The sequence below is a fragment of the Rhizobium binxianense genome (genome assembly GCF_028994275.1).
In the GTDB taxonomy this organism is placed as follows: Bacteria; Pseudomonadota; Alphaproteobacteria; order Rhizobiales; family Rhizobiaceae; genus Rhizobium; species Rhizobium binxianense.
Genome location: NZ_CP118713.1, coordinates 4255798 through 4280772 on the forward strand (window position 1 = coordinate 4255798; position 24975 = coordinate 4280772).

The window sequence follows — 24975 nt, forward strand, 5'->3', positions numbered from 1 at the left end:
GAGGAGGAAAAAATGAGCCTACGTGTAAGCAGACGTAATTTCGTTGCGGGAGGAGCCACGCTTCTGTCGCTCGCGGCACTCGGAACCAGCGCCATGGCACAGGAAACGCGCCTGCGTCTGCTGTGGTGGGGTTCGCAGCCGCGCGCCGACCGCACCAACAAGGTGTCGGAACTCTACAAGTCGAAGAATGCTGGCACCGCCATCAACGGCGAGTTTCTCGGATGGGCCGATTACTGGCCACGCCTTGCGACCCAGGTCGCCGGCCGCAACGCCCCTGACATCATCCAGATGGACTACCGTTATATCGTCGAATATGCCCGGCGCGGCGCCCTCGCTCCGCTGGAATCCTACATGCCGTCGAAGCTGCAGCTCGAGGATTTCGATCCTGCGCAGATCGAAGGCGGCAAGGTCGATGGCCATCTCTATGGTGTCAGTCTCGGCGCCAACTCGGCCGCAACCGTGTTGAACGCCGCGGCCTTCAAAGAGGCCGGCATCGATATGCCGACGCAGAAGACGACCTGGGAAGAATTCGGCAAGATCGGCGCCGAGATGACCAAGGCCGGTAAGCGCAAGGGTTATTTCGGTTTTGCCGACGGCAGCGGTGTCGAACCGGCCCTTGAAAACTACCTCCGCCAACGCGGCAAGGCGCTCTATACGGCGGACTCGAAGATCGCTTTCGGTCCTGAAGAAGCGTCTGAATGGTTCGATATGTGGGCCAAGTTCCGCGAAGCCGGAGCTTGCGTCACCCCTGATATCCAGGCTCTCTATAAGGATACGATCGACACCAGCCCGCTCACCGTCGGCAAGGCTGCTTGCGACTACGCACATAGCAACCAGTTCGTCGGCTACCAGGCCATGGTCAAGGACAAGCTAGCCCTGACCAACTACATGCGCATCACGCCGGACTCGAAGGGCGGCCATTACCGCAAGCCATCGATGTTCTTCTCCGTCTCGGCGCAGTCGAAGGTGATGGATCAGGCGGTCGACTACGTCAACTTCTTCGTCAAGAATCCGGATGCCGCGGTGATCCTCGACGTCGAGCGCGGCATTCCGGAATCGAAGGCAATGCGCGATGTCGTCGCCACCAAACTCGACGAAATCGGCAAGGTTCCGCTCGATTATGTTGCCGGCCTCGGTGATCTTGCCGGCCCGCTGCCGCCTCCGCCGCCGACCGGCGCAGGCGAAGGCACCCTTATTCTGCGCAACATCGCCGAACAGGTGGCCTTCGGACAGCTATCTCCTTCGGATGGCGGCAAGCAGCTTGTCACCGAAATTACGCAGATTCTCGCACGAGGCTGATCCCGTATGAGCAATGCGATGCGCACGCCCGCAGGGGCCATATCCGTGGAAAGATATCAGGGGGCCGTGGCCGAAGGGCGCTTCCGGCGTCTCTGGAATGCCAATGCTCCCGGCTATCTCTTCCTTCTGCCATGGCTCGTCGGCTTTTTCGGGCTGACGCTCGGGCCGGCCCTGATTTCGCTCTATCTCTCCTTCACCGACTTCGACATGCTGCAGTCGCCGAGGTGGGTGGGGACCGCGAATTACGTGCGCATCGCCACGGCGGATCCGAAATTCTCGGCCGCCATGCACGTCACCCTGACCTACGTGGTCTTCTCGGTGCCGTTCAAACTGACCTTCGCCTTGCTGGTCGCCATGGCGCTGAACCGCGGCCTGCGCGGGCTGCCGATCTACCGCGCCATCTTTTATCTGCCGTCGCTGCTCGGCGGCAGCGTGGCGATCGCCGTGCTCTGGCGGCAGCTTTTCGCCAGTGATGGCCTCGTCAATGCCGCGCTCTCGCATTTCGGCATCGAAGGTCCGAGCTGGATCTCGCATCCGAGCTATTCGATTTACACGCTGGTGGCGCTGTCGGTTTGGCAGTTCGGCTCGCCGATGATTATTTTCCTGGCCGGCCTGCGCCAGATTCCGCAGGATATGTATGAGGCCGCCAGCCTCGACGGCGCCTCGAAATTCCGGCAATTCTACAAGATCACGCTGCCGCTTCTGACGCCGGTGATCTTCTTCAACGCCGTCGTCCAGACGATCGAAGCCTTCAAGGCCTTCACGCCCGCCTTCATCATATCAGGCGGCACGGGCGGTCCGATCAACTCGACGCTCTTTTACACGCTCTACCTCTATCAGGAAGCCTTCGGCAATTTCCGCATGGGCTATGCTTCGGCGCTCGCCTGGATCCTGGTGGTGATCATCGCGATCTTCACTGCCTTCTCCTTCCTGACCTCGCGTTATTGGGTGCACTACGATGACTGAGATGACCGCTTCCGTCACTGCGGCCAGGCCGCCATCGGATATCACCAAACGCAGCCTGCCGGCGTCGCTCATCATCCACGCCCTGCTGATCGCCGCTTCGCTTCTCATGCTCTATCCGCTGTTGTGGATGGTTTCGGCATCGGTCAGGCCGGAAAACGAGATCTTTTCGTCGACCTCGCTGATCCCGTCGTCGATCGATGTCTCCTCCTATGCGCGCGGTTGGAATGGCCTCGATATCAGCTTCGGCCGGTTCTTCTGGAATTCGCTCGTCATCTCTCTGCTGGTGGTGACCGGCAATGTGATTGCCTGTTCGCTGACGGCCTACGCCTTTGCGCGGCTGCGTTTTGCCGGCCGGAACTTCTGGTTCGCGATCATGCTCGGGACGCTGATGATCCCCTATCACGTGACGCTGATCCCGCAATATGTGCTCTTCCTCGATCTCGGCTGGGTGAACACCATCCTGCCGCTTGTCGTGCCGAAATTCCTGGCGAGCGACGCCTTCTTCATCTTCCTCATGGTGCAATTCTTCCGCGGTATCCCGCGCGAACTCGACGAGGCGGCGATGATGGATGGCTGCAGCGCCTGGCGCATCTACTGGAAGATCATGCTGCCGCTGTCGCTGCCGGTGCTGGCGACGGCCGCGATCTTCTCCTTCATCTGGACCTGGGACGATTTCTTCGGTCCGCTGATCTACCTGAACGACATGAACACCTATACGATCCAGCTTGGCCTGCGCACCTTCGTCGACTCCACCAGCGCATCGGATTGGGGCGGCCTGTTCGCCATGTCGACCCTGACGCTCGTGCCGGTGTTCTTCTTCTTCCTGTTCTTCCAGCGCCTGCTGATCGAGGGCATCGCCACGACGGGCATGAAGCGTTGACGGCGGCAATGGGAAAGAGTGACAGGGGCGTGAAGACGGTCGCCATCGTCGGCTGCGGCATCGGCCGCTCGCATATCGTCGAGGGTTATCTGCCGCATTCCGACAAGTTCAAGGTCGTGGCGATCTGCGACCTGAACGAGCAGCGCCTAGCTTCGGTCGGCGACGAGTTCGGCATCGAACGCCGCACCACCTCCTTTTTGGAGTTGCTGACTGACGAGACGATCGACATCATCGATATCTGCACCCCGCCCGGCATCCATCTGGAACAGGTGGTCGCAGCGCTTGCCGCCGGTAAACATGTGGTTTGCGAAAAGCCGCTGACCGGCTCGCTTGCCGGCGTCGATACGATCATGGAAGCGGAAAAAGCGGCCCCGGGCGTGTTGATGCCGATTTTCCAATATCGCTACGGCGACGGTATCCAGAAGGCCAAACGGATCATCGACGCCGGCATTGCCGGCAAAGCCTATACGGCTTCGGTCGAAACCTTCTGGCTGCGCAAGCCGGAATATTATGCTGTGCCCTGGCGCGGCAAATGGGCGACGGAACTGGGCGGTGTGCTCGTCACCCATGCGCTGCATCTGCATGACATGATGATGCATCTGATGGGCCCGGCGGCAAGGGTCTTCGGCCGTGTCGCCACCCGCGTCAACGATATCGAGGTGGAGGATTGCGCCTCCGCCAGCCTGTTGATGGAAAACGGCGCCTTTGTCTCGCTGTCCTGCACGCTTGGTTCGCAGGAACAATTGAGCCGGCTGAGGCTGCACTTCGAGAATGTCACTTTCGAAAGCAGCCACGAGCCCTACATCCCAGGCAAGGATCCGTGGAAGATCATCGCCGCCAATGATGACGTGCGGCAGAAGATCGACCGGGTGATTGCTGACTGGCAGCCGGTTGCGCCGCGTTTCACCACCCAGATGGGCCAGTTCCACGCCTTCCTCAGCGGCCATGGGCCGCTGCCGGTGACGACGGTGGATGCCCGCCGCGCGCTGGAACTGGTGACCGCGATCTATCAGTCTTCCGACAGCGGCGCCGAAGTGCCACTGCCGGTCGGTCCCGACAGTCCGAAATACGCCGATTGGCGCGCAAGAACGAAGTAACCGATAAATAAAACGAGAGGGTTTTGAGAAGATGGCAACCAGTGTCGTTCTTCAGAAGGTCGAGAAGCGCTACGGCGCGATGGATGTGATCCATGGCATCGACCTGACGATCGATCCCGGCGAATTCGTCGTTTTCGTCGGCCCCTCGGGCTGCGGAAAATCAACCCTTCTGCGCATGATCGCCGGTCTCGAAGAGATCTCGGGTGGCGCACTTTTGCTCGACAGCGAGCGCATGAACGAGGTGGCGCCGGCCAAGCGCGGCATCGCCATGGTGTTCCAGTCCTACGCGCTTTATCCGCATATGTCGGTTTACAAGAACCTCGCCTTCGGCCTGGAGACGGCGGGTTACAAGAAGGCCGAGATCCAGCCCAAGGTAAAACGCGCCGCCGAGATCCTGCAGATCGAGAAGCTGCTGGAGCGCAAGCCGAAGGCGCTCTCCGGCGGCCAGCGCCAGCGTGTCGCCATCGGCCGCGCCATCGTGCGCGAGCCACGCATCTTCCTGTTCGACGAACCGCTGTCGAACCTCGATGCCGAACTGCGGGTGCAGATGCGCGTCGAAATTTCCCGCCTGCATCGCAGCCTCGGCAACACGATGATCTATGTCACCCATGACCAGGTCGAAGCCATGACGATGGCAGACAAGATCGTGGTGCTGAATTCCGGCCGCATCGAGCAGGTCGGCGCGCCTCTCGATCTCTACAACAATCCGGCCAACCGCTTCGTCGCCGGCTTCATCGGCAGCCCGAAGATGAATTTCCTGAGGGCGCGCATCGAGCAGGTCGGCGCGGCCGAAACCAGCATCCATGTCTGCGGCAATTCCGTTCACCTGCCACGCCGGCTGAACGGCGAAGCCGGCCAGGAGGTCACCTTCGGCATCCGCCCCGAGCATCTTTCCCTGACCGGCGGCGCCATCACGCTTTCGACCGTCAATGTCGACCTCGTCGAAAATCTCGGCGGCGCCACTATGCTTTACACCACGACGCCGGATGGCCAGCTCCTGACCATCGCGCTCGACGGCCAGCAGAAGGTCGAGCGCGGCACCAACGTCACGACCTTCTTCGATCCGGTCCGCTGCCACGTCTTCGATGCCTCGGGCAAGACCATCTAAGCGCTGCTTGACATCAGATCCTCCTCTGCCTCATCCTTTCGGAAGGGGCTGAAGGGGAATAAGCATGACGCCTGAAGATAGGATTCATGCACTCGGCATCTGGCAGGGCCCGATCGACATTTCGCCGATAGCAGGCGGCATCACCAATCGGAACTATCTGGTCAGCGATGCCGTCGCGCGCTGCGTGGTGAGACTCGGCACCGATATCCCGATCCATCACATCAACAGGCAGAACGAGCTTGCTGCAAGTTGTGCCGCCCATGCGGCAGGCATATCGCCTGCCGTCATCCACCATTCGCCGGGCGTGCTGGTGCTCGACTATATCGAGGCGAGGGCGCTTTCGCCGGAGGATATCAGGACGCCGGATATGCTGGCCCGGATCGTGCCGCTGGTGCGGGCCTGCCACCGCGACATTGCCCGGCATTTTCGCGGCCAGGCGATGATCTTCTGGGTCTTCCACGTCATCCGCGATTATGCCGCCAGTCTGAAGGCATCCGAGAGCCCCTATCTTGCTTTGCTGCCAGGCCTCATCGGCCGGGCCGAGGCGCTGGAAGACGCGGCAGGGCCTTTCGAGATCGCCTTCGGCCACAATGATCTGCTCGCCGCCAATTTTCTCGATGACGGCAAGCGGCTCTGGCTGATCGACTGGGATTATGCCGGCTTCAACACGCCGCTTTTCGATCTCGGCGGATTGGCCTCCAACAACGAACTCTCGCAAGCGGCCGAGCAAATGATGCTGGAGAGCTATTTCGACCGGCCGCTCACCGATGATCTCCGCCGCCGCTATACCGCGATGAAATGCGCCTCGCTGCTGCGCGAGGCGCTCTGGAGCATGATTTCGGAAATCCATTCCACCATCGATTTCGACTATTCCGCCTATACGGCCGAAAATCTCGGGCGCTTCGAACGCGCCTATCAGGCCTTTGAACAGGATCGATAAATGACGAGAGAATTACCGAAGACGGCGAAAGCCGTGGTCATCGGCGGCGGCATCATCGGCTGCTCGACAGCCTATCATCTCGGCAAGCTCGGCTGGACCGATACCGTCCTGCTGGAGCGCAAGAAGCTGACGTCGGGCACCACCTTCCATGCCGCCGGCCTGGTCGGCCAGCTGCGCACCAGCGCCAACATCACCCAGCTGCTCGGCTATTCCGTCGATCTCTATAAGCGGCTGGAGGATGAAACCGGCCTCGGCACCGGCTGGAAGATGAATGGCGGCCTGCGCCTGGCCTGCAACGAGGAGCGCTGGACAGAAGTCCGCCGCCAGGCGACCACCGCCCAATCCTTTGGCCTCGAAATGCAGTTGCTGACGCCGCAGGAGGCCTTCGATCTCTGGCCGCTGATGACGGTTGACGATCTCGTCGGCGCCGCCTTCCTTCCGACAGACGGCCAGGCCAATCCCTCCGACATCACCCAGGCGCTGGCCAAGGGCGCCCGTATGTCGGGTGTCTCGATCTTCGAGGATACCGAAGTTCTCGACCTTGAAATCGACAAGGGGCGGATCCGCGCCGTCGTCACCGCCGAGGGCCGCATCGAATGTGAGCGCGTCGTCGTGTGCGCCGGCCAATGGACGCGTGCCTTTGCCGCCCGCTTCGGTGTCAACGTGCCGCTGGTCTCGGTCGAACATCAATACATCATCACCGAATCCTTCGGCGTGCCCTCCAACCTGCCGACGCTGCGCGATCCCGATCGCCTGACCTATTACAAGGAGGAGGTCGGCGGCATCGTCATGGGCGGCTATGAGCCGAACCCGATTCCCTGGGCGAAAGACGGCATCCCCGAGGGTTTCCATTACACACTGCTGGACAGCAATTTCGACCATTTCGAGCAGATCATGGAACAGGCGCTCGGCCGCGTCCCGGCGCTGGAAAATGTCGGCGTCAAGCAGTTGCTGAACGGCCCGGAAAGTTTCACGCCCGATGGCAACTTCATTCTCGGCGAGGCGCCGGAGCTGAAGAATTTCTTCGTCGGCGCTGGTTTCAACGCCTTCGGCATCGCCTCTGCCGGCGGCGGCGGCATGGCGCTTGCCGAATGGGTGACGAAGGGCGAACCGCCCTATGATCTCTGGCCGGTGGATATCCGCCGTTTCGGCCGTCCGCATTTCGATACCGACTGGGTGCGCACCCGCACGCTCGAAGCCTATGGCAAACATTACACCATGGCCTGGCCCTTCGAGGAGCATTCGAGCGGCCGCCCCTGCCGCAAGTCGCCGCTCTATGACCGGCTGAAGGCGCAAGGCGCCTGCTTCGGCGAGAAGCTCGGCTGGGAGCGGCCGAACTGGTTTGCCGATCTCTTCGCCAACGAGGAGCCGAAGGATGTCTACAGCTACGCCAGGCAGAACTGGTTCGACGCCGTTGGCCGCGAGCACAAGGCGGTGCGCGAGGCGGCCGTCATCTTCGACCAGACCTCCTTTGCCAAATTTGTGCTGAAGGGCAGGGATGCCGAGGCAGCCCTTTCCTGGATCGCCGCCAACGATGTCGCAAGGCCCGTGGGATCGCTGATCTACACGCAGATGCTGAACGACAAGGGCGGCATCGAATGCGACGTGACGGTCGCCCGGATCGCCGAGAACGAATATTACATCGTCACCGGCACCGGTTTCGCCACCCATGACTTCGACTGGATCGCCCGCAATATACCGGCGGAGACACATGCCGAGCTGGTCGACGTCACCTCAGCCTATTCCGTGCTGTCGCTGATGGGACCGAATGCGCGCGCCGTGCTGGAAAGGGTGACGGGCAGCGACGTCTCGAATGCGGCCTTCCCCTTCGGCCAGGTCAGAACCATCGGCATATCGGGTTGCCCGGTGCGGGCGCTGCGCATCACTTATGTCGGCGAGCTTGGTTACGAGCTGCATATTCCGATCGAATATGCCACCACGGTCTATGACGTGCTGATGGCATCAGGCGGCGAGCTCGGCCTCGTCAATGCCGGCTACCGCGCTATCGAGAGCTGCCGCCTGGAAAAGGGCTATCGCGCCTGGGGATCGGATATCGGTCCCGACCACACGCCCGTCGAAGCCGGCCTCGGCTGGGCGGTGAAGATGCGCAAGAACATTCCGTTCCGCGGCCGCGAGGCGATCGAACGGCAGCTTTCGGGCGGCGTGAAGAAGCGCCTCACCTGCTTCATTCCGGAGGATGCCGATGCGGTGCTGCTCGGCCGCGAAACGATCTATCGCGACGGCAAGCGCGTCGGCTGGCTGTCGAGCGGCGGCTTCGGTTATACGCTGGGCAAGCCGATCGGCTACGGCTATGTCCGCAATCCCGAAGGGGTGACCGAGGATTTCGTCCTCTCCGGCACCTATGAACTCGATGTCGCGCGGGAACGCATCCCCTGCAAAGTGTCGCTGTCGCCGCTCTACGATCCGGATATGGCGCGCATCAAGGCGTAGCCGGATCTAGAAAAGCGGCAGCCGATCGTCCTGAATCAGGATCTCCAGCTTGTCGGAGACGTCCTGCGTCCACGCCCGGTGTCCTGTCAAAGCTGCCGGGAAGAGTCCCGGAAGGGTGAAAAGAGCCGCCGAAATGGCAAGGCCGGTGCGCGGGACATCGGCGATGAGAGTGGCGATTTCGCCAGCACGGGGATCGCGCAGTTCATAGCGTTCGCCGTTGCCGTGCTCGCCGATCGCATAGCGCATCCATGCCGCAACGGCAATCGCATAGGTCTCTGCCCGGTCGCCATGGGCCAGCGCCTCGCATGCCGGCTCCAGCAGCCGCTGCGGCAGTTTCTGCGTGCCGTCCATGGCGATCTGATAGGTGCGATGGGCGATCGCCTTATTTGCAAAGCGTGCTATCAATTCATGGGCGTAGGCATCGAGATCGATGCCGGGCACCGCGTCGAGCGTTCGCGCGGCCGCGTGCATGTGACGGTAGGCGAGTGCTGCCAGGCCCGTATCGTCCATCACGTCGCGGATGAATTCATAGCCGCCGATATAACCGAGATAGGCAAGCAGCGAATGCGCGCCGTTCAGCATCCGCAGCTTCATCTTCTCGTAGGCCGAGACCTCCTCGACCATCAGCGCGCCGCGCACCTTTTCCCAAGCTGGCCGGCCATTGGCGAAATGGTCTTCGATGACCCATTGCGTGAAGGGTTCCGTCTCGATCGCCGCCATATCCGTACGGCCGGTCAGCCGCTCGGCATCGGCATAGGTCGCCTCGGTACTGGCCGGCGTGATGCGGTCGACCATCGTCGACGGGAAGGGCACATTCGCCTCGATCCAGCCATGCAGGTCGGGATCGATGCGGGAGGTGAATTCCAGCACCAGGCGCTTCAGCACCGCGCCGTTGCTCGGCAGGTTGTCGCAGCTGAGCGGCGTAAAGGGCGCGACGCCCTTCTGCCGCCGGCGGGCGAGGCCTTCGACGAGATAACCGATGACGCCGCGCGGCGCATGCCGGTTGGCAAGGTCGGCGACGATATCGGGGTGCTTGAGGTCGAGGCCGCCGGTTGCGGGATCGAAACCATAGGCCTTTTCCGTCACCGTCATGCTGACGATGCGGATATCGGGGTCTTCGAGCCGCGCCAGCAGGCCGGCCGGATCGCGCGGCGCCACATGTGCCTTCAGGATCGAGCCGATGACCTCAGCCGTCGTGCCTGAAGTATCGCGGATCAGCACCGTATAGAGCCCGTTCTGGGCGCTCAGATTGTCGGCGACATCGGGCGTGCGCAGGCTTGCCACCTCGATGCCCCAGTCGCCGCCTGCGGCTGCAAGCGCGCCGTCCGTGAAGGGGGCGAAATGGGCGCGGAAGAAAGCGCCCGGGCCGATATGCAGGATGCCGGCCTTCAGCGCATTCCTGTCATAGGCGGGAAGTTTCGTCGTCGGCGCAAGGCCGGTCAGGTTTTGTAGTCTATCGCTCACAGCTTGTAGGCCTTCTTCGCATTGTCATAGGAGAGTTCGCGCGCGACGATCGCGGCGTCCTTCTTGGAAATCCGGTGCTCGGCGGCGAGCTGGGCGAGGAAGCGGCAGACTTCGCGGCGCCAGACGTCATGCCGCGCCGGGATCGAAAGCAGCGCCCGCGTATCGTCGTTGAAGCCTGCCATATTGGCGAAGCCGGCCGTTTCCACCACCTGGTCGAGATAGCGGCGAATGCCGAGCGGACTGTCGTGGAACCACCAGGGCGGGCCGATCATCAGGCAGGGCCAATGGCCGACCATCGGCGCCATCTCGCGCGCATAGGTCGTCTCGTCGAGCGTGAACAGCAGCACCCTGAGCCCCGGCGCATGGCCGTATCTGGAAAGCAGCGCATTCAGGCCGCCGACCCAGTCCGTACGAGTCGGGATATCGGCGCCCATATTGGGGCCGCGCGTCGCAAACAGCCCGCTGTCGGTATTGCGTCGTGAGCCGGCATGGATCTGCATCACCATGCCGTCTTCGGCCGAAAGCCCCGCCATCTCGGTCATCATCTGGCCGCGGAAAAGCTCCGCGTCGGCAGCCGAAAGCGGACCCTTCAGCGCCTTGTCGAGCAGCGCCTGTTTTTCCGCAAGCGGCAGATCAGCGGTGAAGGCTGTCGGCACGCCGTGGTCGGTCGCGGTGGCGCCGAACTGGCGGAAATAGGCGCGCCGGCGCCGATGCGCCTCGATCAGGCCGTCCCAGCGCGTGACGTCGGCGCCGGTGATCTCCCCGAACTTGACGAGATTGTCGCGGAAGCCGACGGCGTCCGGATCGGTGACGCTATCCGGCCTATAGGTGGTGCGGACCTTGCCGATCCAGCCGTCCGCCGCCATCTTCTGGTGATGCGCCAGCGGATCGAGCGCGCCCTCGGTCGTTGCGATCGTTTCGATGCCGAATCGCTGATGCAGCGCCCGCGGCCGGAATTCGGGACGGGCAAGCTGAGCATTGATATGGTCATAGAGCGCATCGGCATTGTCTGGTGTCAGCGGCTCGGTGCAGCCGAGCACGGCCGACATGGCGTGATCAACCCAGAGGCTCGAAGGCGTTCCGCGGAAGAGGTGATAATGCCTGGCAAAGCTCCGCCAGATCGCCCGCCCCTCAGCCACCGGCTTGCCGTCGAGCCTGGGCACGCCGAGATCGTCCAGGGCGACGCCGACGCTGTGCAACATGCGGAAGAGATAGTGATCGGGAATGACCAGCAGCGAGGCCGCGTCTTCGAAGGGCTTGTCGTCGGCAAACCAGGAGGGTTCGGTGTGCCCGTGCGGGCTGACGATCGGAAGATTGCGCACCGTCTCGTAAAGGTCGCGCGCGATAGTCCGTGTTGCCGGATCGGCCGGAAAGAGCCGGTCCGGATGAAGAAAGCCGTTTCCTGCATCCATCAGTATTCCTCCCTGATGGATAAGGCCCTACCCCACAACATCAGGCGCGGCAAGGTCTTTTAGTAACCAAACGGTTCAGTTTTGCACCCGGCCGTCCCCGCCATCGAAAGCATTGACGAGATGACCTATTTCCGCTTTGGGAGAACCATTCGGCAAAGGAGGATCCATGTCCGACGAGACGAACCGCATCACCCGGCTGGAAGAAATGCTGGCCTACCAGGCAAAGACGATCGAAGAGCTTTCCGATCAGCTCGCCGAGCAATGGAAGACGGTGGAACAGATGCGCACCAAGCTCGAACGGCTGACGGAACGTTTCCTCTCGCTGGAGGAGCAGTCGCTGGACGCGCCTGGTATCACCCGCCCGCCGCATTATTGACGGCACGCGGCTGAAGGCCGCGTGCCCCCGGTGCACCGTGAGTGACGATCAGACGCCGCCGATGCAGAGATATTTCATTTCCAGATAATCGTCGGCGCCGTGGCGCGAGCCTTCGCGGCCGAGGCCGGATTGCTTGATGCCGCCGAAAGGCGCCGTCTCGGACGACATCAGGCCGGTATTGATGCCGATCATGCCATACTCAAGCGCTTCCGCCACCCGCCAGACCTTCTTCAGGTCGCCGGCATAGAAATAGGCAGCGAGACCGAATTCCGTGTCGTTGGCCTGGGCGATGACGTCCTCGACCGTCTCGAAGCGGAAGAGCGGCGCCACCGGCCCGAAGGTTTCCTCGCGCGCCACCTTCATGCCGCGCGCCACGCCGGTCAGCACCGTCGGGGTGAAGAAGGTGCCGGCACCGTCGATGCGCTTGCCGCCGGTCAGCACTTTGGCGCCCTTGGCCAGCGCGTCGCTGACATGGTCTTCCACCTTGGCAAGGCCCTGCTCGTCGATCAGCGGCCCGATCTCGACACCCGCCTTAAAGCCGTCGCCGACCGACATCGCGGCGGCCTTGGCGGCAAGCTTGGCGGCGAAGGCGTCATAGACGCTCGACTGGATGTAGAGGCGGTTGGCGCAGACGCAGGTCTGGCCGGCATTGCGGTATTTGGAGGCGATCGCGCCTTCGACGGCGGCGTCGAGATCGGCATCGTCGAAGACGATGAACGGCGCGTTGCCGCCGAGCTCCAGGCTCACCTTCTTGATCTGGTCGGCGCACTGCCGCATCAGGATGCGGCCGACCTCCGTCGAGCCGGTGAAGCTGATCTTGCGCACCTTTTCATTGCCGCAGAGCTCGCGGCCGATCGCCGGGCCGTCGGTGCCGACGATGACGTTGAAGACGCCCGCGGGAATACCGGCCTGTTCGGCGAGCACGGCAAGGGCGATTGCCGTCAGCGGCGTCTGTTCGGCGGGTTTCGACACGACGGTGCAGCCGACGGCAAGCGCCGGCGCGACCTTGCGGGCAATCATCGCCGCCGGGAAATTCCACGGCGTGATCGTGCCGACGACGCCGACCGGCTGCTTGATGACGATCATGCGCTTGTCCTGGGATGGCGCCGGGATCGTCTCGCCGTAAATGCGCTTGGCCTCTTCCGCATACCATTCGATATAGGCGGCGGCATAAAGGATTTCGCCGCGCGCTTCCGGGAACGGCTTGCCCATTTCGGCGGTCAGGATCGCCGCGAGCTCGTCGGCATTGGCGACCATCAGGTCGAACCATTTGCGTAAGGTGGCGCTGCGCTCCTTGGCCGGGCGGGCAGCCCAGGCCGGCTGAGCGGCATGGGCCGCATCGATCGCCGTCCGCGTCTCGCTCGCACCCATGTCGGGCAGCGAGCCAAGCAACTCGCCGGTTGCCGGATTGAGCACGTCGAAGGTCTTTTCGGCATCGCCTGAGGTCCAGACGCCGTTGATATAGCCGGCATCGCGCAGCAAGGGAGAAGAGAAGGGAACGTGTCTGGTCAGTGCGGTGGTGAAAGTCATGTCATATCCTCATTGGGCATGAGACTGCCGGTTGCCGGCAGCTATTGAATGCGGTTCCGGTGCGGTCACTTGCCGGCGCTCGCCTCCAGCATCGAGGCTTCCAGAATGTCGAGCGCCTCGCCGAGGACCTCGTCCTGGATGGTGATTGGTGCCAGGAATCGGATGACGTTGCCGTGGACGCCGCAGGTGAGCAGGATCAGGCCCTTGTCGAGCGCGATCAGCCGCACCCGGTTGGCGAATTCGGCACTCGGCAATCCGCTCGTCCGGTCGTTGAATTCGACGGCGTTCATAAAGCCCGGCCCGCGGATATCGACGATCTCGGGGACCGTCTCGCGCAGCGATTCCAGCCGCTGCTTCAGCCGCCCGCCGAGCTGGTTGGCGCGGTTGCAGAGATCCTCGTCCGCAATGACGTCGAGCACGGCATGAGCGGCAGCGATCCCGATCGGATTGCCGCCATAGGTGCCGCCGAGCCCGCCCGGCCCCGGCGCATCCATGATTTCGGCGCGGCCGGTGACGGCGGCAAGCGGAAAGCCGCCGGCAAGGCTCTTTGCCATCGTCGTCAGGTCGGCTGCCACCTCGTGGTGATCCATCGCGAACATCTTGCCGGTGCGGGCAAAACCGGTCTGCACCTCGTCGGCGATCAGCAGGATGCCGTGCTGGTCGCAGAGTTCGCGCAGCACTTTCATGAAGGCGGCTGGCGCCGGGTAGAAGCCGCCTTCGCCCTGTACCGGCTCGATGATGATGGCCGCGACGCGCTGCGGATCGACATCGGCGGCGAACAGTTTTCTCAGCGCCTGGAGCGACTGGTCGGCGGTGACGCCGTGCAGCTCGACCGGGAAGGGAATGTGGAAGACGTCGCCCGGCATCGCGCCGAAACCGACCTTGTAGGGCACCACCTTGCCGGTCAGCGCCATGCCCATGAAGGTGCGGCCATGAAAACCGCCGCCGAAGGCGATGACCGCCGAGCGGCCGGTCGCGGCACGCGCGATCTTGACGGCATTCTCGACCGCTTCGGCGCCTGTCGTGACGAAGATCGTCTTCTTCTCGAAGTCGCCGGGGACCAGCGCATTCAGCCGTTCGGCGAGATGCACGTAGCTCTCATAGGGCACCACCTGATGGCAGGTATGGGTGAAGTGATCGAGCTGCTCCTTGACGGCCGCGATCACCCGGGGATGGCGGTGGCCGGTGTTGAGAACGGCGATGCCGGCGGCGAAATCGATGTAGCGGCGACCTTCTTTGTCCCAGATCTCGGCATTTTCTGCGCGATCCGCATAGATTTGGGTCGTCATGCCGACGCCGCGGGAAATAGCGGCGTTCTTTCGGTCCGTAAGGCTGGTCGCGTTCATCGATGCGCTCCTGTTTTGAAAGGCTTGAGAACTACCTTGCATAAGTTCTGCAAGATATTTATAAAACTCCTACATTTTTTCTGCAAGAAAACAAGCGGGATTTTTTGCTTCAAACATCACGCGTTTTGATGAATGCTCGCGGGCGATTGGAATCGGGGATATGGGATGAACGAGAACGGGCCGGTACGCTACAAGGTGGCGGAGGCTGCTCGGCTGGCGGGCGTTTCGGCCTCGACGCTGCGGCTCTGGGAAAGCCAGGGTCTGTTGGTTCCCGGCCGTTCGCAAACCGGTCATCGGCAATACAGCGCCGATGATGTGGCGCGGTTGAAGCGCATCTCCTGGTATCGCGTCGAGCGTGGTCTCAATCCCGCAGCCATCCGCGAGGCGCTGGAGAGCGAGGAGCCTTCGGCCGATGGCGCCGAGGCAGGCCAGGGCACCGGCCTCGGCCGCAAGCTGCGCAGCCTGCGTCATGCGAGCGGCAAGACGCTTGATCAGGTGGCCGGCGATATCGGCGTCACCGCTTCGACGCTCTCGACGCTGGAGCGCACCTCGCAGGGCGTCAGCTTCAAGACGCTGCACGACCTTGCCGAATATTACGGCACCACCGTCTCCCGCCTCTCCGGCGAGGAAAGCGGCGAGGTGCCGGCAATGATCCGCACCGGGGAATGGCGCACCTGGCCGGAAACGACGCCGGGTGTCACGGTGCAGCTTCTCGCCGAAGGCCGCAGGATGATGGATTGTCATCGTTTCGTGCTGGCGCCGGGTGCTGCCAGCGAGGGCGCCTATCGCCACGAGGGCGAGGAATTCATGCATGTTCTCTCCGGCCGGCTCGAACTGGTGCTCGACAGCGATCAGTTCTTCGATCTCGGCCCGGGCGATTCACTGTATTTCGAAAGCCGCCGCTACCATTCCTGGCGCAACCGCCACGACGGCGAAACCGTGCTTCTCTGGATCAACACGCCGCCGACCTTCTGAGCCACCGCATCGGCCCAAAAATCGGAATCGATTTTCGGAAAACACGATGCGGAGATTAAAAGAGGTAGTGCGTCCGAGAGGACGCACGGCGCTCTAGCAAGAGGAAAGCGGTTTCGCACTCTGCGCCTTTGCGCTATAGCGCCAGGGGGAGTTTCGAACGAAAGATTGTCTCATGGCCGCCACCATACGTTATCACGAAGGCGATATTTCCGTAGCTGATGCCGCCCGCTACACCGGCGCGATTGCCATCGATACCGAAACGCTCGGGCTGGTGCCGCGGCGGGACCGTCTCTGCGTCGTCCAGCTCTCACCGGGTGACGGCACCGCCGATGTCGTCCGCATCGCTGCCGGCCAGAAAGAGGCCCCCAATCTGGTCGCCCTGCTCGAAGATCCGACCCATCAGAAGATCTTTCACTACGGCCGCTTCGATATTGCCGTGCTCTTCCATACTTTCGGCGTCACCACGACCCCGGTCTTCTGCACCAAGATCGCCTCGCGCCTCTGTCGGACCTATACCGATCGCCACGGTCTCAAGGACAATCTCAAGGAGATGCTCGACGTCGATATCTCCAAGGCGCAGCAGTCCTCCGACTGGGCCGCCGAGACGCTGTCTCCGGCCCAGCTCGAATATGCCGCCTCCGATGTGCTTTACCTCCATGCCTTGCGCGACAAGCTGACGGCGCGCCTGATCCGCGACGGTCGGTTCGACCATGCGACGGCCTGTTTCGCATTCCTGCCGACCCGCGCCAAGCTCGACCTGCTCGGCTGGGAAGAGGCCGATATTTTCGCCCATAGCTGATTAAATTGCCTACTGAGAACAGCGGGGCAGGGGTTGCCCGTGGGCGTTAGCGATTCATTAACGCATCTTTTCTAAAATTCCCGTTAATTTTTATGCATTCGATGACGCCGGAATTGCGTCATGCGGACAGGAGGATCTGCTGGAATGCAAGGGGCCGGATGAGCACGGTCCTTTTGTGGAGCCTGCTTTCACAGTCTTTTTGCGAAAGGAGCATGCCATGTTGAATCCTGTTCGTGCAGCGTCCAATGCAAGCTTTTCGTCCCAAGGCCAGACCGCGGCGATCGTCGCCGGCGGTCTCGGCCATTCGGTGGTTGCGCCCGCGCCCGTCAACGCCGTCGAAGCCACCGATCTGAATTCCGCCATTGCCGGAAAGCTCAATATTCTGCTCCTGGCTGCACGCGAACGCATGGTCGAGGCCCTTTTCGATGTCATCGACGCGGCAGGCCGCTCGATCTCGCTGGATCGCGGCGAGGACGAGACCAATCTTGCTTTTGCGTCCCGGCTCGCCGACGCCATCCGGGGGCTGCCGGCCGCCAGGATCGATGAGGTCGAGCGCCAGCTCACCGGCGAAGGCCATAGCCTGCCGCTCAGGATGATCGCCGAAGCCCTGAAGAACCCGACAGGCCCGCAAGCAGCCCGGATCGTCGCTTATCTGGAAATCGTCCGCTACAAGGATCGCGATCTCGCCGCCCGCGCCGTCGTGCGTTCCTATGGCCAGAACGACGCTTCGCCGATGCGCGCCGAAGCCCGCCCCGAGATTCAGCTGCATGAGGACAGCCTGCCTGCCGTCATGCGCCAAGCGGCGGAAAAGGCACCGGTGCCGGCCGATCCCCCGGTCGAGGCTGCAGAGCTTGCGACCGCCGAGCAAGCGGTCATCGCCGAAGCCGCGGAAGTTGGTGATCCCACGCCGCAGCTTGAAAATCGGCCTCAGACCGCTTCGGTAACGGCAAGGGAAGTCGTGTCGGAAAAATCCGCGCCGCAGGAGATCGAGGCCAGGCAAGCTCTATCGACGGAGACAGCCGCAACCGACGACGTCGGGCAGACGACCGAGCCGCCTGCCGTCCAGCCCCGCGCGATGTCGGAAAAGGGCGATCCTGTCATTCCGAGGAACTGGACAGGCATTGTCGCCTCGATGACCGAAGAGGCCTCCGAGATGATCGCCACCATCATTCGCGAGCAGGACGTCGAAACCGTGCTGGAGGATGTTGCCGTCGAAGCGGCAGTGGAGATCGATACGATCCTCGATGAAGCCGTCATCAGCGACGCGACCGAAACCTTGATCCGGCAGCCGGCCGAGTTCGCAGTGCCGGATGCTCGCCAGTCGGCAGCACCCCGCCCGTCGCAGATGGATGGCGAGATCGCGGCTCCGGCTGTCCGGCAACCGAAGGACATTGCCGCGCAGCCGCAAACGATGCCGATGCAAGAGACGGTCGAGGCTGCCTATGTGCCGCTCGCGGCACGGATGCCGGACGGCCTTGCCTATACCCAGCTGCCCTATCAGTTCGCCAAGGATACGCCGTCGAACGAGACGGCAGGCGAAACGAGCCACCAGCATCATCATGGCGGCGCGCCCCAGGACCAGCATCAGGAAGATGATCAGCAGGCCCAGTCCGGCAGCGAGGATGCCACGCCCGATGCCGAAGCGGCCAGTGCGGCACCCGAACGCCGGACGCCGAGGATGATCGATGCCGAGCCGACGCCGCATCAGCCGGGAACGGCTGCCGATCCTGTCTATGCGCTGTATCAGCGGATGGTCGGGTGGGAATAGAGCAAGACACGCTTTAAAGCTTTTCACCGCCTGAAAATGAAGAACCCGCCGGATCGCTCCGGCGGGTTCTTCAATTCATAGGCGGATGCGAGGCTTATTCGCCGCCGCGGTTCTTCAGGGCTGCGCCCAGGATGTCGCCGAGCGAAGCACCCGAGTCGGACGAACCGAACTGGGCAACGGCTTCCTTCTCTTCCGCAATCTCCAGAGCCTTGATGGACAGCATGATCTTGCGGTCCTTCTTGGAGAAGTTGGTGACGCGGGCGTCGAACACCTGGCCGACCGAGAAGCGCTCGGGGCGCTGCTCGTCGCGGTCGCGGGCGAGGTCGGCACGGCGGATGAAGGAGGTGATGTCCTCGTGGTTGACGAGCTTCACTTCGACACCGCCGTCGTTGACCGCGATCACTTCGCAGGAAACGACTGCATTCTTGCGCAGATCGCCCGATGCAGCGGCGTCGCCGACTGCATCCTTGCCGAGCTGCTTGATGCCGAGCGAGATGCGTTCCTTCTCGACATCGACGTCGAGAACGACGGCCTTGACGACGTCACCCTTGTTGAACTCCTCGATGACCTGTTCGCCCGGACGGTTCCAGTCGAGGTCGGAGAGGTGCACCATGCCGTCAACATCGCCGTCGAGGCCGATGAACAGGCCGAATTCGGTCTTGTTCTTGACTTCGCCTTCGACTTCAGTGCCGGCCGGATGGCTGCGGGCGAATGCTGCCCACGGATTTTCCAGCGTCTGCTTGAGGCCGAGCGAGATGCGGCGCTTGGACGGATCGACTTCGAGAACGACGACTTCGACTTCCTGGCTCGTGGACAGGATCTTGCCGGGGTGAACGTTCTTCTTGGTCCAGGACATTTCCGAGATGTGGATCAGGCCTTCGATGCCCGGCTCCAGCTCGACGAACGCACCGTAGTCGGTGATGTTGGTGACGGTACCGGAAATCTTCTTGCCTTCCGGATACTTGGCCTGGATGCCATCCCACGGATCGCTCTCGAGCTGCTTCATGCCGAGCGAGATGCGGTGGGTTTCCTGGTTGATGCGGATGATCTGAACCTTGACCTGCTGGCCGATGTTCAGGATTTCCGACGGATGGTTCACACGGCGCCATGCCATGTCGGTGACATGCAGCAGGCCGTCGATGCCGCCGAGGTCAACGAACGCACCGTAATCGGTGATGTTCTTGACGACGCCGTCGACAACCTGGCCTTCTTCGAGGTTCTGAACGATTTCAGAACGCTGCTCGGCACGGGACTCTTCCAGAACCGTACGACGCGAAACCACGATGTTGCCGCGGCGCTTGTCCATCTTGAGGATTTCGAAGGGCTGCGGATTGTGCATCAGCGGGGTGACGTCGCGGATCGGGCGGATATCGACTTGGCTACGCGGCAGGAAGGCGATCGCACCGTCGAGGTCGACCGTGAAGCCGCCCTTGACCTGGTTGAAGATCACGCCTTCGACGCGCTCGCCGGCTTCGAACTTGGCTTCGAGCTTGATCCAGCTTTCTTCGCGGCGAGCCTTTTCGCGCGACAGAACGGCTTCGCCAAGCGCGTTTTCGATGCGCTCGACATAGACTTCGACTTCGTCGCCGACCTTCAGCGAACCGTCCTTGGCGCGTGCGCCGAATTCCTTGAGCGCGATGCGGCCTTCAACCTTGAGGCCGACGTCGACAACGGCGACGTCCTTCTCGATACCCGTGACGATGCCCTTGGTGACATAGCCTTCGGCCAGGTCGTTCTTGGCAAAGGACTCTTCGAGAAGAGCCGCGAAATCCTCGCGGGAGGGGGTAGCTACTGACATAAAATCTCCTGCGTGTCCTGGATACGGAAGCGGACACGTATGCGCCGGTTGGTTTGCGTTGAACGGGCCTGAACCCAGTCCGCCCTCTCTCACGAAGGCAATCCGGCGCTTGGACGGAATTTCAGGCTGCTGTATGAGAAGCGATCCATGCTCAGAGCATGCAAAATCGCTTGAATTTAGGCATTTCGGCTCAAGACCGCATCGATGATCGATTGTGCAGCTTGAAACGCGGCCTCTATACTCATTTCCGACGTATCAAGCAAGTGCGCATCATCAGCTGGTTTCAAAGGGCTGTCGGACCGTCCCATGTCGCGTTCGTCGCGCCGCTTGACGTCCTCGAAAATCGCATCGAAATCGGCCGTCGCCCCCTTGCCGAGGATCTCGTCGAAACGGCGTCTTGCCCGCACTTCCGGCGACGCCGTCACATAGAGTTTGACCGGCGCATGCGGGCAGACGACCGTGCCGATATCGCGCCCGTCGAGCACCGTTCCCGGCGCCTTTTCCGAAAACCGCCGCTGCGCCTCGACCAGCGCCCGGCGCACCGCCGGCATGACTGCAATCTTCGAGGCGGCTTCGCCGATCTCGTGTTGCGAAAGTATATCGCGATCCAGTCCGGCAAGTTCAACCTCCCGCGCGATCTTTTCGGCCACCGCCTCGTCGTCGAGCGGCAGGCCGGCGTCGAGCAGCGCCTTGGCGGTGGCACGATAGGTCAGGCCGGTATCGAGATGATGGAAGCCGTATCGCTCGGCGATCCGGCGCGAAAGCGTGCCCTTGCCGGCCGCCGCCGGGCCATCGATGGCGATGGTGAACGTCTTGGTTGTCATGTGATCCATCCTGCGGCAGGGGACTTACGGACGGCGGCAGGCCTCAGGCGGAGCCGTGCGTAGCGTAATCCTTTGTAAAGGCGTAGCATTTCCTCTGCAATGCCGTCCTTTCCGGCGACAATCTTCGCCCGCTTCTGCGGCCTCTGCGGCTCGTTACCATATCCGCGCCGACCGGTCATCCGCCGCTGCGGGAAAAACCCGGCGCTCTGATGATAAAGTTTGGCTTTGACATGGGAAGCCACAGCGATTAAGGGGACCGGCTTATAAATTCCGATGGAACGCCGGCTTGAACGGCATTTGCCGAATCTCGCATTCGGTCATTCTCACGAGGCTTATAGTGGCGAAAGCGGAACTTGGAACCAAGCGTACCGATCCGGAAACCGGCAAGAAGTTTTATGACCTGAACCGGGATCCGATCGTCTCTCCTTATACCGGCAAGTCCTACCCTCTGTCCTTCTTCGAAGAAACCTCGGCGATCGCCGACGTTGCCGAGGAAGACGAGGTCGCGGAAGTCGATACCGAAAACACCGAAGTCGAACTGGTTTCGCTCGAGGATGCCGATGACGCCGCCGCCGGCGACGACATCCCCGATATCGGCGACGACGATGTCGAAATCGAAGGCGATGACGACGACGATACCTTCCTCACACCCGACGAAGACGATGACGACGACGACATGAGCGACATCATCGGCGTGACCGGCGACGAAGACGAAGTCTGACGACTGCATTTCGGCCCGGTGAGGAAAAAATTCTCCGGGCCGGATTTTTTAGGCTTGCTATCTCCGAAAACCGGAAGTAATAAGCCGCCACTCCGCAGGGCACGCGCCTTGAGGAGCATCCCAGGACCGGCCCTGAGCCGGACCACCTTGATGGGGCTATAGCTCAGCTGGGAGAGCGCTTGCATGGCATGCAAGAGGTCAGCGGTTCGATCCCGCTTAGCTCCACCAGCCTACGCTCTTCGAGCTTCGGCTCGGCAAGCCGGAAGGCTTGACGGGACGAGGGCGAGAAGGAAGCGGAGGCTGCCGCGCCGAAGTTGCGAAGCAACGTAGGCGGGCTATGATCCCTCCATGAAGTATGTCTACATTCTCCATAGTGTCGAATTTCCGGATCGCTATTACGTTGGCGTGACGAGTGACCTGAAGTCGCGCCTGGCAAAACACAACGCCGGAGCGGTCTCTCATACCTCGAAATATGCCCCTTGGTCTCTCAAGACGTATCTCGCTTTCTCCGATGAAACACAGGCCTTTGCTTTTGAGAAATATCTGAAGTCTGCTTCGGGCAGGGCATTTGCAAAGAAACGACTGTAGCCGCCACCTCAACTCCGGCAGGCCGCCCCCACAGCCCGCTTGGCGCCTCGCGCTCCTCACATCTCGACGATAACAGCCGTGACCCGCTTCACCACCGGCAGCACCAACAACAGGACGGGAAAGGCGATCGCCCAGGAGAGCGCCCATGCCGAGGGCCACATCGCAAGGGCAGGCGCGGTCAGGCCTTGTGCTCTTAGGATGCTGATCGCCGAGCTGTCATCAGCGGCGAGAGGATGAGCGGCATGACGATCGTATTGTAGCGTTTGGGGAGTTTGCCTTTGGGCATTTTGATCTCCGTAAGATGCCGATCAGACAATTGCGCAGCGCCGACCGGCGGGTTGCGCGTTGATTGACGTAAACGCTTACGGAGCTTCGATCTGAAGCAACGCCATCTCTATGGCCGAAAATGCCTTGCCGTTCAAGTCCGCCCCATCCCTTCCGATCGTCTTTGCCAATTCCTCAACGAAAGGAATTATCCTTGTTGCCGCAATCTCAGCGATTCGGCTTCAGGACCCTTGAGCAATGACCAGAGCAAGACGCCGCCGTCTCATCCGCACCCGACGAACCTTAACCGGACTCGCCCTCGTCGGCTCGATCTCGTTTCTGGCCGGCATGACCGATGCGACCGGTCTTCTGCTGACCGGCGATTTCGTCTCCTTCATGACGGGGAACACGACGCGGGCCGCGCTGGCCTTGAGCGAGGGCAATCTTTATCACGCGGCGGTGTTGATCTCCGCCATCGTCGTTTTCGTGCTCGGCAATGCGGCTGGCGTCGTCATCGCTCATGTATCAGAGCGCCGAATCTTCGTGGTGCTCGGCTGCGTCGGTCTCGTCCTGGCGCTGGCCTCGATGATGACGGTGCAGAACATGCTGTTCGAGCGGTTCTACATGATCGTTTTTTCCATGGGGATGGTGAACGCGGCAGTCGAGCACATCGAAGGCCTGCCGATCGGGCTGACTTATGTCACAGGTGCCCTGTCGCGCTTCGGCCGCGGCATCGGTCGCTGGATCATCGGCGACCGCCATATCGAATGGACGATCCAGATCGTGCCCTGGGGCGGCATGGTGCTCGGCGCCATTGTCGGCGCCCTGCTGACGCGATTGACCGGAGCATCTGCGCTATGGCTGGTCTCCCTCTTCGCCATGGCGCTGGCGCTTGCCGCCATGTTCATTCCCAGGCCGCTGCAGCGGCGCTTCAACCAGAAGCTCGCGCCGCACCGATCGGCCGCCCAGCGCGTGAGATAGAACCGTCGCATTCCTGTCATCGTCGAATCGGATAGGAAGGATCGCCGCCCATCCTTGAGGAGTACGTCTTGTTCGTCATTTCGAAGCTTGTCTGGATTTTCGCTCAGCCGCTGTCGCTGGCATTCTTCCTCGTCTTCCTTGCCCTGCTTGCCGGCCTTCTGCGCTGGCGGACCTTAAGTATCCTCGGCGCCGCGGGGTCGGCCCTCATCCTCTTCATCACGCTCTACACCACCGCCGGCAACCTGCTGATGCAAGGTCTCGAGCAGCGCTTCGCAAAGCCCGCCGCCGATCCGGAGAACCTGCAATGCATGATCGTGCTCGGCGGCGCCTTCGAAAACGAGGTGAACACGGCGCGTCACGGCATAGAGTTCAACCCCGCGGCCGACCGCTTCGTCGAAGCCCTGCGGCTCGCGCAGAAATTTCCGCAGTCACGCATTCTGGTATCGGGTGGCGACGGTTCCATCTCGGGCATCTATGAAGGCGATGCGGCGGCATCCGCGCGCTTCTTCCCGCTCTTCGGCGTCGGCAAGGATCGCCTGATCGAGGAGAGGCAATCGCGCACCACCTTCGAAAACGCCATCAACACCAAGGAATTCCTGGCAAGCCAGGGGCTTTCCCATTGCCTGCTGATCACCTCGGGTTTTCATATGCCTCGATCCGTCGGCATCTTCCGCAAACTCGGCATCGATATCGTGCCCTGGCCGACCGATTATCGCACCGACGGCGAGGTGAGGCCGGGGTTCGATTTCACTCAGCCGAATCTCAATGCGCAGAACATGGCGACTGCGATCCGCGAATGGTACGGCCTGGTCGGCTATTATCTCGCCGGCCGCACGTCGGAACTCTATCCGAGCTGAGATTTACTTCTTCGAGATGGTGACGAATTTCGTGCCGCGCACGCGGGCAGTGACGATGCAGGGATCACCTTCGGTGCGGTCGCAGAAGCGCGGATGCATCTTCATTGCCAGCACCATATTGCCGAAGCGCTGGACGAAATCGTAGCCATAGATCTGCGCCGTCGCGATCATGAAATAACCGCCTTCAGCAACCTGCAGATAGAAATTATAGGTGCAGCCGTCGTCATTGCATTGCGGCCCCTTCTGCCCGTCGCAGGTCAGCTGGCCCTCGTTGACCACCGCATCGATCAGGCCGTCATTGTTGATGTCCTGGCGGGTGATGAAGCCGTCGGCGAATTCGGCCGTCTTGCACTGCTCCTGGAAATGTTTCTTCTCGTAGATCTCCGGATCGGAAATCAGCGATTGCTGGCCGAAGGCGACAGCCGGCATGACAAGCAGCAGGACGATATTCAGAACGGCGAGCAGCAGCGTTTTCACGGCTTTCCTCTTTGGATAAAGGCGCCCAATGCATGTCGCCCAAAGTGTGCAGCG

22 protein-coding genes, 1 tRNA gene and 1 pseudogene are annotated in these 24975 nt (G+C 61.9%); 16 read left to right on the forward strand and 8 right to left on the reverse strand.

The window, feature by feature from the left end; all coding sequences use genetic code 11:
- Nucleotides 1-12 precede the first annotated feature (12 nt).
- The 7 genes from PO860_RS20715 (at nucleotide 13) to PO860_RS20745 (ending at nucleotide 8741) form a co-directional block, all read left to right on the forward strand.
- Nucleotides 13-1299, forward strand: coding sequence for an ABC transporter substrate-binding protein (locus PO860_RS20715; protein ID WP_183609930.1), 1287 nt, complete (start codon nucleotides 13-15; stop codon nucleotides 1297-1299).
- A gap of 6 nt (nucleotides 1300-1305) precedes the next feature.
- Nucleotides 1306-2265: a carbohydrate ABC transporter permease gene (locus PO860_RS20720; RefSeq protein WP_179874056.1), complete on the forward strand. Its 960-nt coding sequence runs from the start codon at nucleotides 1306-1308 to the stop codon at nucleotides 2263-2265.
- Nucleotides 2258-3145: a carbohydrate ABC transporter permease gene (locus PO860_RS20725; RefSeq protein WP_409518685.1), complete on the forward strand. Its 888-nt coding sequence runs from the start codon at nucleotides 2258-2260 to the stop codon at nucleotides 3143-3145. Before PO860_RS20720 ends, PO860_RS20725 begins: the two co-directional genes overlap by 8 nt.
- Before the next feature lie 8 nt (nucleotides 3146-3153).
- Nucleotides 3154-4242 carry a Gfo/Idh/MocA family protein gene (locus tag PO860_RS20730; RefSeq protein ID WP_275037960.1) on the forward strand — a complete coding sequence of 363 codons (1089 nt, stop codon included), beginning with the start codon at nucleotides 3154-3156 and terminating at the stop codon, nucleotides 4240-4242.
- Nucleotides 4243-4273: 31 nt separating this feature from the next.
- On the forward strand, nucleotides 4274-5350 hold the full coding sequence (locus tag PO860_RS20735) for an ABC transporter ATP-binding protein (RefSeq protein ID WP_273882436.1): 1077 nt from the start codon (nucleotides 4274-4276) through the stop codon (nucleotides 5348-5350).
- Nucleotides 5351-5414: 64 nt separating this feature from the next.
- The gene (locus PO860_RS20740; RefSeq protein WP_273885372.1) at nucleotides 5415-6290 is read left to right on the forward strand and encodes a choline kinase family protein; all 876 of its coding nucleotides are present in this window, start codon (nucleotides 5415-5417) and stop codon (nucleotides 6288-6290) included.
- The gene (locus PO860_RS20745) at nucleotides 6291-8741 is read left to right on the forward strand and encodes a GcvT family protein (protein ID WP_273885373.1); all 2451 of its coding nucleotides are present in this window, start codon (nucleotides 6291-6293) and stop codon (nucleotides 8739-8741) included.
- 6 nt (nucleotides 8742-8747) lie between these two features.
- Here PO860_RS20745 and PO860_RS20750 read toward each other — a convergent pair whose 3' ends face one another.
- Both PO860_RS20750 and uxaC read right to left on the reverse strand, forming a co-directional pair.
- Entirely contained in the window at nucleotides 8748-10205 is a 1458-nt protein-coding gene (locus PO860_RS20750) for a mannitol dehydrogenase family protein (RefSeq protein WP_273885374.1), read from the reverse strand.
- On the reverse strand, nucleotides 10202-11617 hold the full coding sequence (gene uxaC, locus PO860_RS20755) for a glucuronate isomerase (protein WP_273885376.1): 1416 nt from the start codon (nucleotides 11615-11617) through the stop codon (nucleotides 10202-10204). The genes PO860_RS20750 and uxaC overlap by 4 nt, the downstream gene beginning before the upstream one ends.
- 166 nt (nucleotides 11618-11783) lie before the next feature.
- Between uxaC and PO860_RS20760 the strand changes: the two genes are divergently transcribed.
- Nucleotides 11784-11993: a SlyX family protein gene (locus tag PO860_RS20760; RefSeq protein WP_273885377.1), complete on the forward strand. Its 210-nt coding sequence runs from the start codon at nucleotides 11784-11786 to the stop codon at nucleotides 11991-11993.
- A 48-nt stretch (nucleotides 11994-12041) separates the two neighbouring features.
- Here the strand turns inward: PO860_RS20760 and PO860_RS20765 are convergent, their stop codons facing one another.
- Together PO860_RS20765 and PO860_RS20770 are read right to left on the reverse strand one after the other, a co-directional pair.
- Complete coding sequence (locus PO860_RS20765) at nucleotides 12042-13523, reverse strand: NAD-dependent succinate-semialdehyde dehydrogenase (protein ID WP_272784634.1); 1482 nt, start codon at nucleotides 13521-13523, stop codon at nucleotides 12042-12044.
- Between the two features lie 65 nt (nucleotides 13524-13588).
- Nucleotides 13589-14869, reverse strand: coding sequence for a 4-aminobutyrate--2-oxoglutarate transaminase (locus PO860_RS20770; protein ID WP_273885378.1), 1281 nt, complete (start codon nucleotides 14867-14869; stop codon nucleotides 13589-13591).
- 165 nt (nucleotides 14870-15034) lie between these two features.
- Between PO860_RS20770 and PO860_RS20775 the strand changes: the two genes are divergently transcribed.
- The 3 genes from PO860_RS20775 to PO860_RS20785 all read left to right on the forward strand — a co-directional run bounded on the left by PO860_RS20775 (nucleotide 15035) and on the right by PO860_RS20785 (nucleotide 18411).
- A complete protein-coding gene (locus PO860_RS20775) occupies nucleotides 15035-15844 on the forward strand; it encodes a MerR family transcriptional regulator (RefSeq protein WP_273885379.1) in 810 nt (269 codons plus the stop codon).
- A gap of 172 nt (nucleotides 15845-16016) precedes the next feature.
- Entirely contained in the window at nucleotides 16017-16643 is a 627-nt protein-coding gene (locus tag PO860_RS20780) for a ribonuclease D (protein WP_183609941.1), read from the forward strand.
- A gap of 217 nt (nucleotides 16644-16860) precedes the next feature.
- Complete coding sequence (locus PO860_RS20785) at nucleotides 16861-18411, forward strand: hypothetical protein (protein WP_183609942.1); 1551 nt, start codon at nucleotides 16861-16863, stop codon at nucleotides 18409-18411.
- A gap of 94 nt (nucleotides 18412-18505) precedes the next feature.
- Here PO860_RS20785 and rpsA read toward each other — a convergent pair whose 3' ends face one another.
- Both rpsA and cmk read right to left on the reverse strand, forming a co-directional pair.
- Entirely contained in the window at nucleotides 18506-20209 is a 1704-nt protein-coding gene (gene rpsA / locus PO860_RS20790; protein ID WP_064681614.1) for a 30S ribosomal protein S1, read from the reverse strand.
- A 176-nt stretch (nucleotides 20210-20385) separates the two neighbouring features.
- The gene (gene cmk / locus PO860_RS20795; RefSeq protein ID WP_273882444.1) at nucleotides 20386-21033 is read right to left on the reverse strand and encodes a (d)CMP kinase; all 648 of its coding nucleotides are present in this window, start codon (nucleotides 21031-21033) and stop codon (nucleotides 20386-20388) included.
- Between the two features lie 337 nt (nucleotides 21034-21370).
- Between cmk and PO860_RS20800 the strand changes: the two genes are divergently transcribed.
- The 3 genes from PO860_RS20800 to PO860_RS20810 all read left to right on the forward strand — a co-directional run bounded on the left by PO860_RS20800 (nucleotide 21371) and on the right by PO860_RS20810 (nucleotide 22342).
- Complete coding sequence (locus tag PO860_RS20800; protein WP_125846734.1) at nucleotides 21371-21754, forward strand: TIGR02300 family protein; 384 nt, start codon at nucleotides 21371-21373, stop codon at nucleotides 21752-21754.
- 152 nt (nucleotides 21755-21906) lie between these two features.
- Nucleotides 21907-21982: transfer RNA gene (locus PO860_RS20805), tRNA-Ala, on the forward strand.
- Nucleotides 21983-22102: 120 nt separating this feature from the next.
- A complete protein-coding gene (locus PO860_RS20810; protein WP_183609944.1) occupies nucleotides 22103-22342 on the forward strand; it encodes a GIY-YIG nuclease family protein in 240 nt (79 codons plus the stop codon).
- Between the two features lie 56 nt (nucleotides 22343-22398).
- On the opposite strand, the pseudogene PO860_RS20815 reads toward PO860_RS20810, so the two are convergent.
- Nucleotides 22399-22628: pseudogene (locus PO860_RS20815) on the reverse strand (DUF2798 domain-containing protein).
- 236 nt (nucleotides 22629-22864) lie between these two features.
- Between PO860_RS20815 and PO860_RS20820 the strand changes: the two are divergent.
- Nucleotides 22865-23587, forward strand: a complete 723-nt coding sequence (locus tag PO860_RS20820) for a YoaK family protein (protein WP_183609945.1) — start codon at nucleotides 22865-22867, stop codon at nucleotides 23585-23587.
- Nucleotides 23588-23655: 68 nt separating this feature from the next.
- The gene (locus PO860_RS20825; protein ID WP_183609946.1) at nucleotides 23656-24444 is read left to right on the forward strand and encodes a YdcF family protein; all 789 of its coding nucleotides are present in this window, start codon (nucleotides 23656-23658) and stop codon (nucleotides 24442-24444) included.
- A 3-nt stretch (nucleotides 24445-24447) separates the two neighbouring features.
- On the opposite strand, the gene PO860_RS20830 is transcribed toward PO860_RS20825, so the two are convergent.
- Nucleotides 24448-24921, reverse strand: coding sequence for a hypothetical protein (locus PO860_RS20830; RefSeq protein WP_183609947.1), 474 nt, complete (start codon nucleotides 24919-24921; stop codon nucleotides 24448-24450).
- Nucleotides 24922-24975: the final 54 nt, after the last annotated feature.

Bases quoted from the DNA above. Each gene is read 5' to 3' on its own strand.
- PO860_RS20735 (WP_273882436.1), top strand. From the start codon at position 4,274: ATGGCAACCAGTGTCGTTCTTCAGAAGGTCGAGAAGCGCTACGGCGCG.
- PO860_RS20725 (WP_409518685.1), top strand. From the start codon at position 2,258: ATGACTGAGATGACCGCTTCCGTCACTGCGGCCAGGCCGCCATCGGAT.
- cmk (WP_273882444.1), bottom strand. From the start codon at position 21,033: ATGACAACCAAGACGTTCACCATCGCCATCGATGGCCCGGCGGCGGCC.
- PO860_RS20730 (WP_275037960.1), top strand. From the start codon at position 3,154: ATGGGAAAGAGTGACAGGGGCGTGAAGACGGTCGCCATCGTCGGCTGC.
- PO860_RS20745 (WP_273885373.1), top strand. From the start codon at position 6,291: ATGACGAGAGAATTACCGAAGACGGCGAAAGCCGTGGTCATCGGCGGC.
- PO860_RS20775 (WP_273885379.1), top strand. From the start codon at position 15,035: ATGAACGAGAACGGGCCGGTACGCTACAAGGTGGCGGAGGCTGCTCGG.
- PO860_RS20740 (WP_273885372.1), top strand. From the start codon at position 5,415: ATGACGCCTGAAGATAGGATTCATGCACTCGGCATCTGGCAGGGCCCG.
- PO860_RS20785 (WP_183609942.1), top strand. From the start codon at position 16,861: ATGTTGAATCCTGTTCGTGCAGCGTCCAATGCAAGCTTTTCGTCCCAA.
- uxaC (WP_273885376.1), bottom strand. From the start codon at position 11,617: ATGGATGCAGGAAACGGCTTTCTTCATCCGGACCGGCTCTTTCCGGCC.
- PO860_RS20760 (WP_273885377.1), top strand. From the start codon at position 11,784: ATGTCCGACGAGACGAACCGCATCACCCGGCTGGAAGAAATGCTGGCC.
- PO860_RS20715 (WP_183609930.1), top strand. From the start codon at position 13: ATGAGCCTACGTGTAAGCAGACGTAATTTCGTTGCGGGAGGAGCCACG.
- PO860_RS20780 (WP_183609941.1), top strand. From the start codon at position 16,017: ATGGCCGCCACCATACGTTATCACGAAGGCGATATTTCCGTAGCTGAT.
- PO860_RS20770 (WP_273885378.1), bottom strand. From the start codon at position 14,869: ATGAACGCGACCAGCCTTACGGACCGAAAGAACGCCGCTATTTCCCGC.
- PO860_RS20720 (WP_179874056.1), top strand. From the start codon at position 1,306: ATGAGCAATGCGATGCGCACGCCCGCAGGGGCCATATCCGTGGAAAGA.
- PO860_RS20820 (WP_183609945.1), top strand. From the start codon at position 22,865: ATGACCAGAGCAAGACGCCGCCGTCTCATCCGCACCCGACGAACCTTA.
- PO860_RS20765 (WP_272784634.1), bottom strand. From the start codon at position 13,523: ATGACTTTCACCACCGCACTGACCAGACACGTTCCCTTCTCTTCTCCC.
- PO860_RS20810 (WP_183609944.1), top strand. From the start codon at position 22,103: ATGAAGTATGTCTACATTCTCCATAGTGTCGAATTTCCGGATCGCTAT.
- rpsA (WP_064681614.1), bottom strand. From the start codon at position 20,209: ATGTCAGTAGCTACCCCCTCCCGCGAGGATTTCGCGGCTCTTCTCGAA.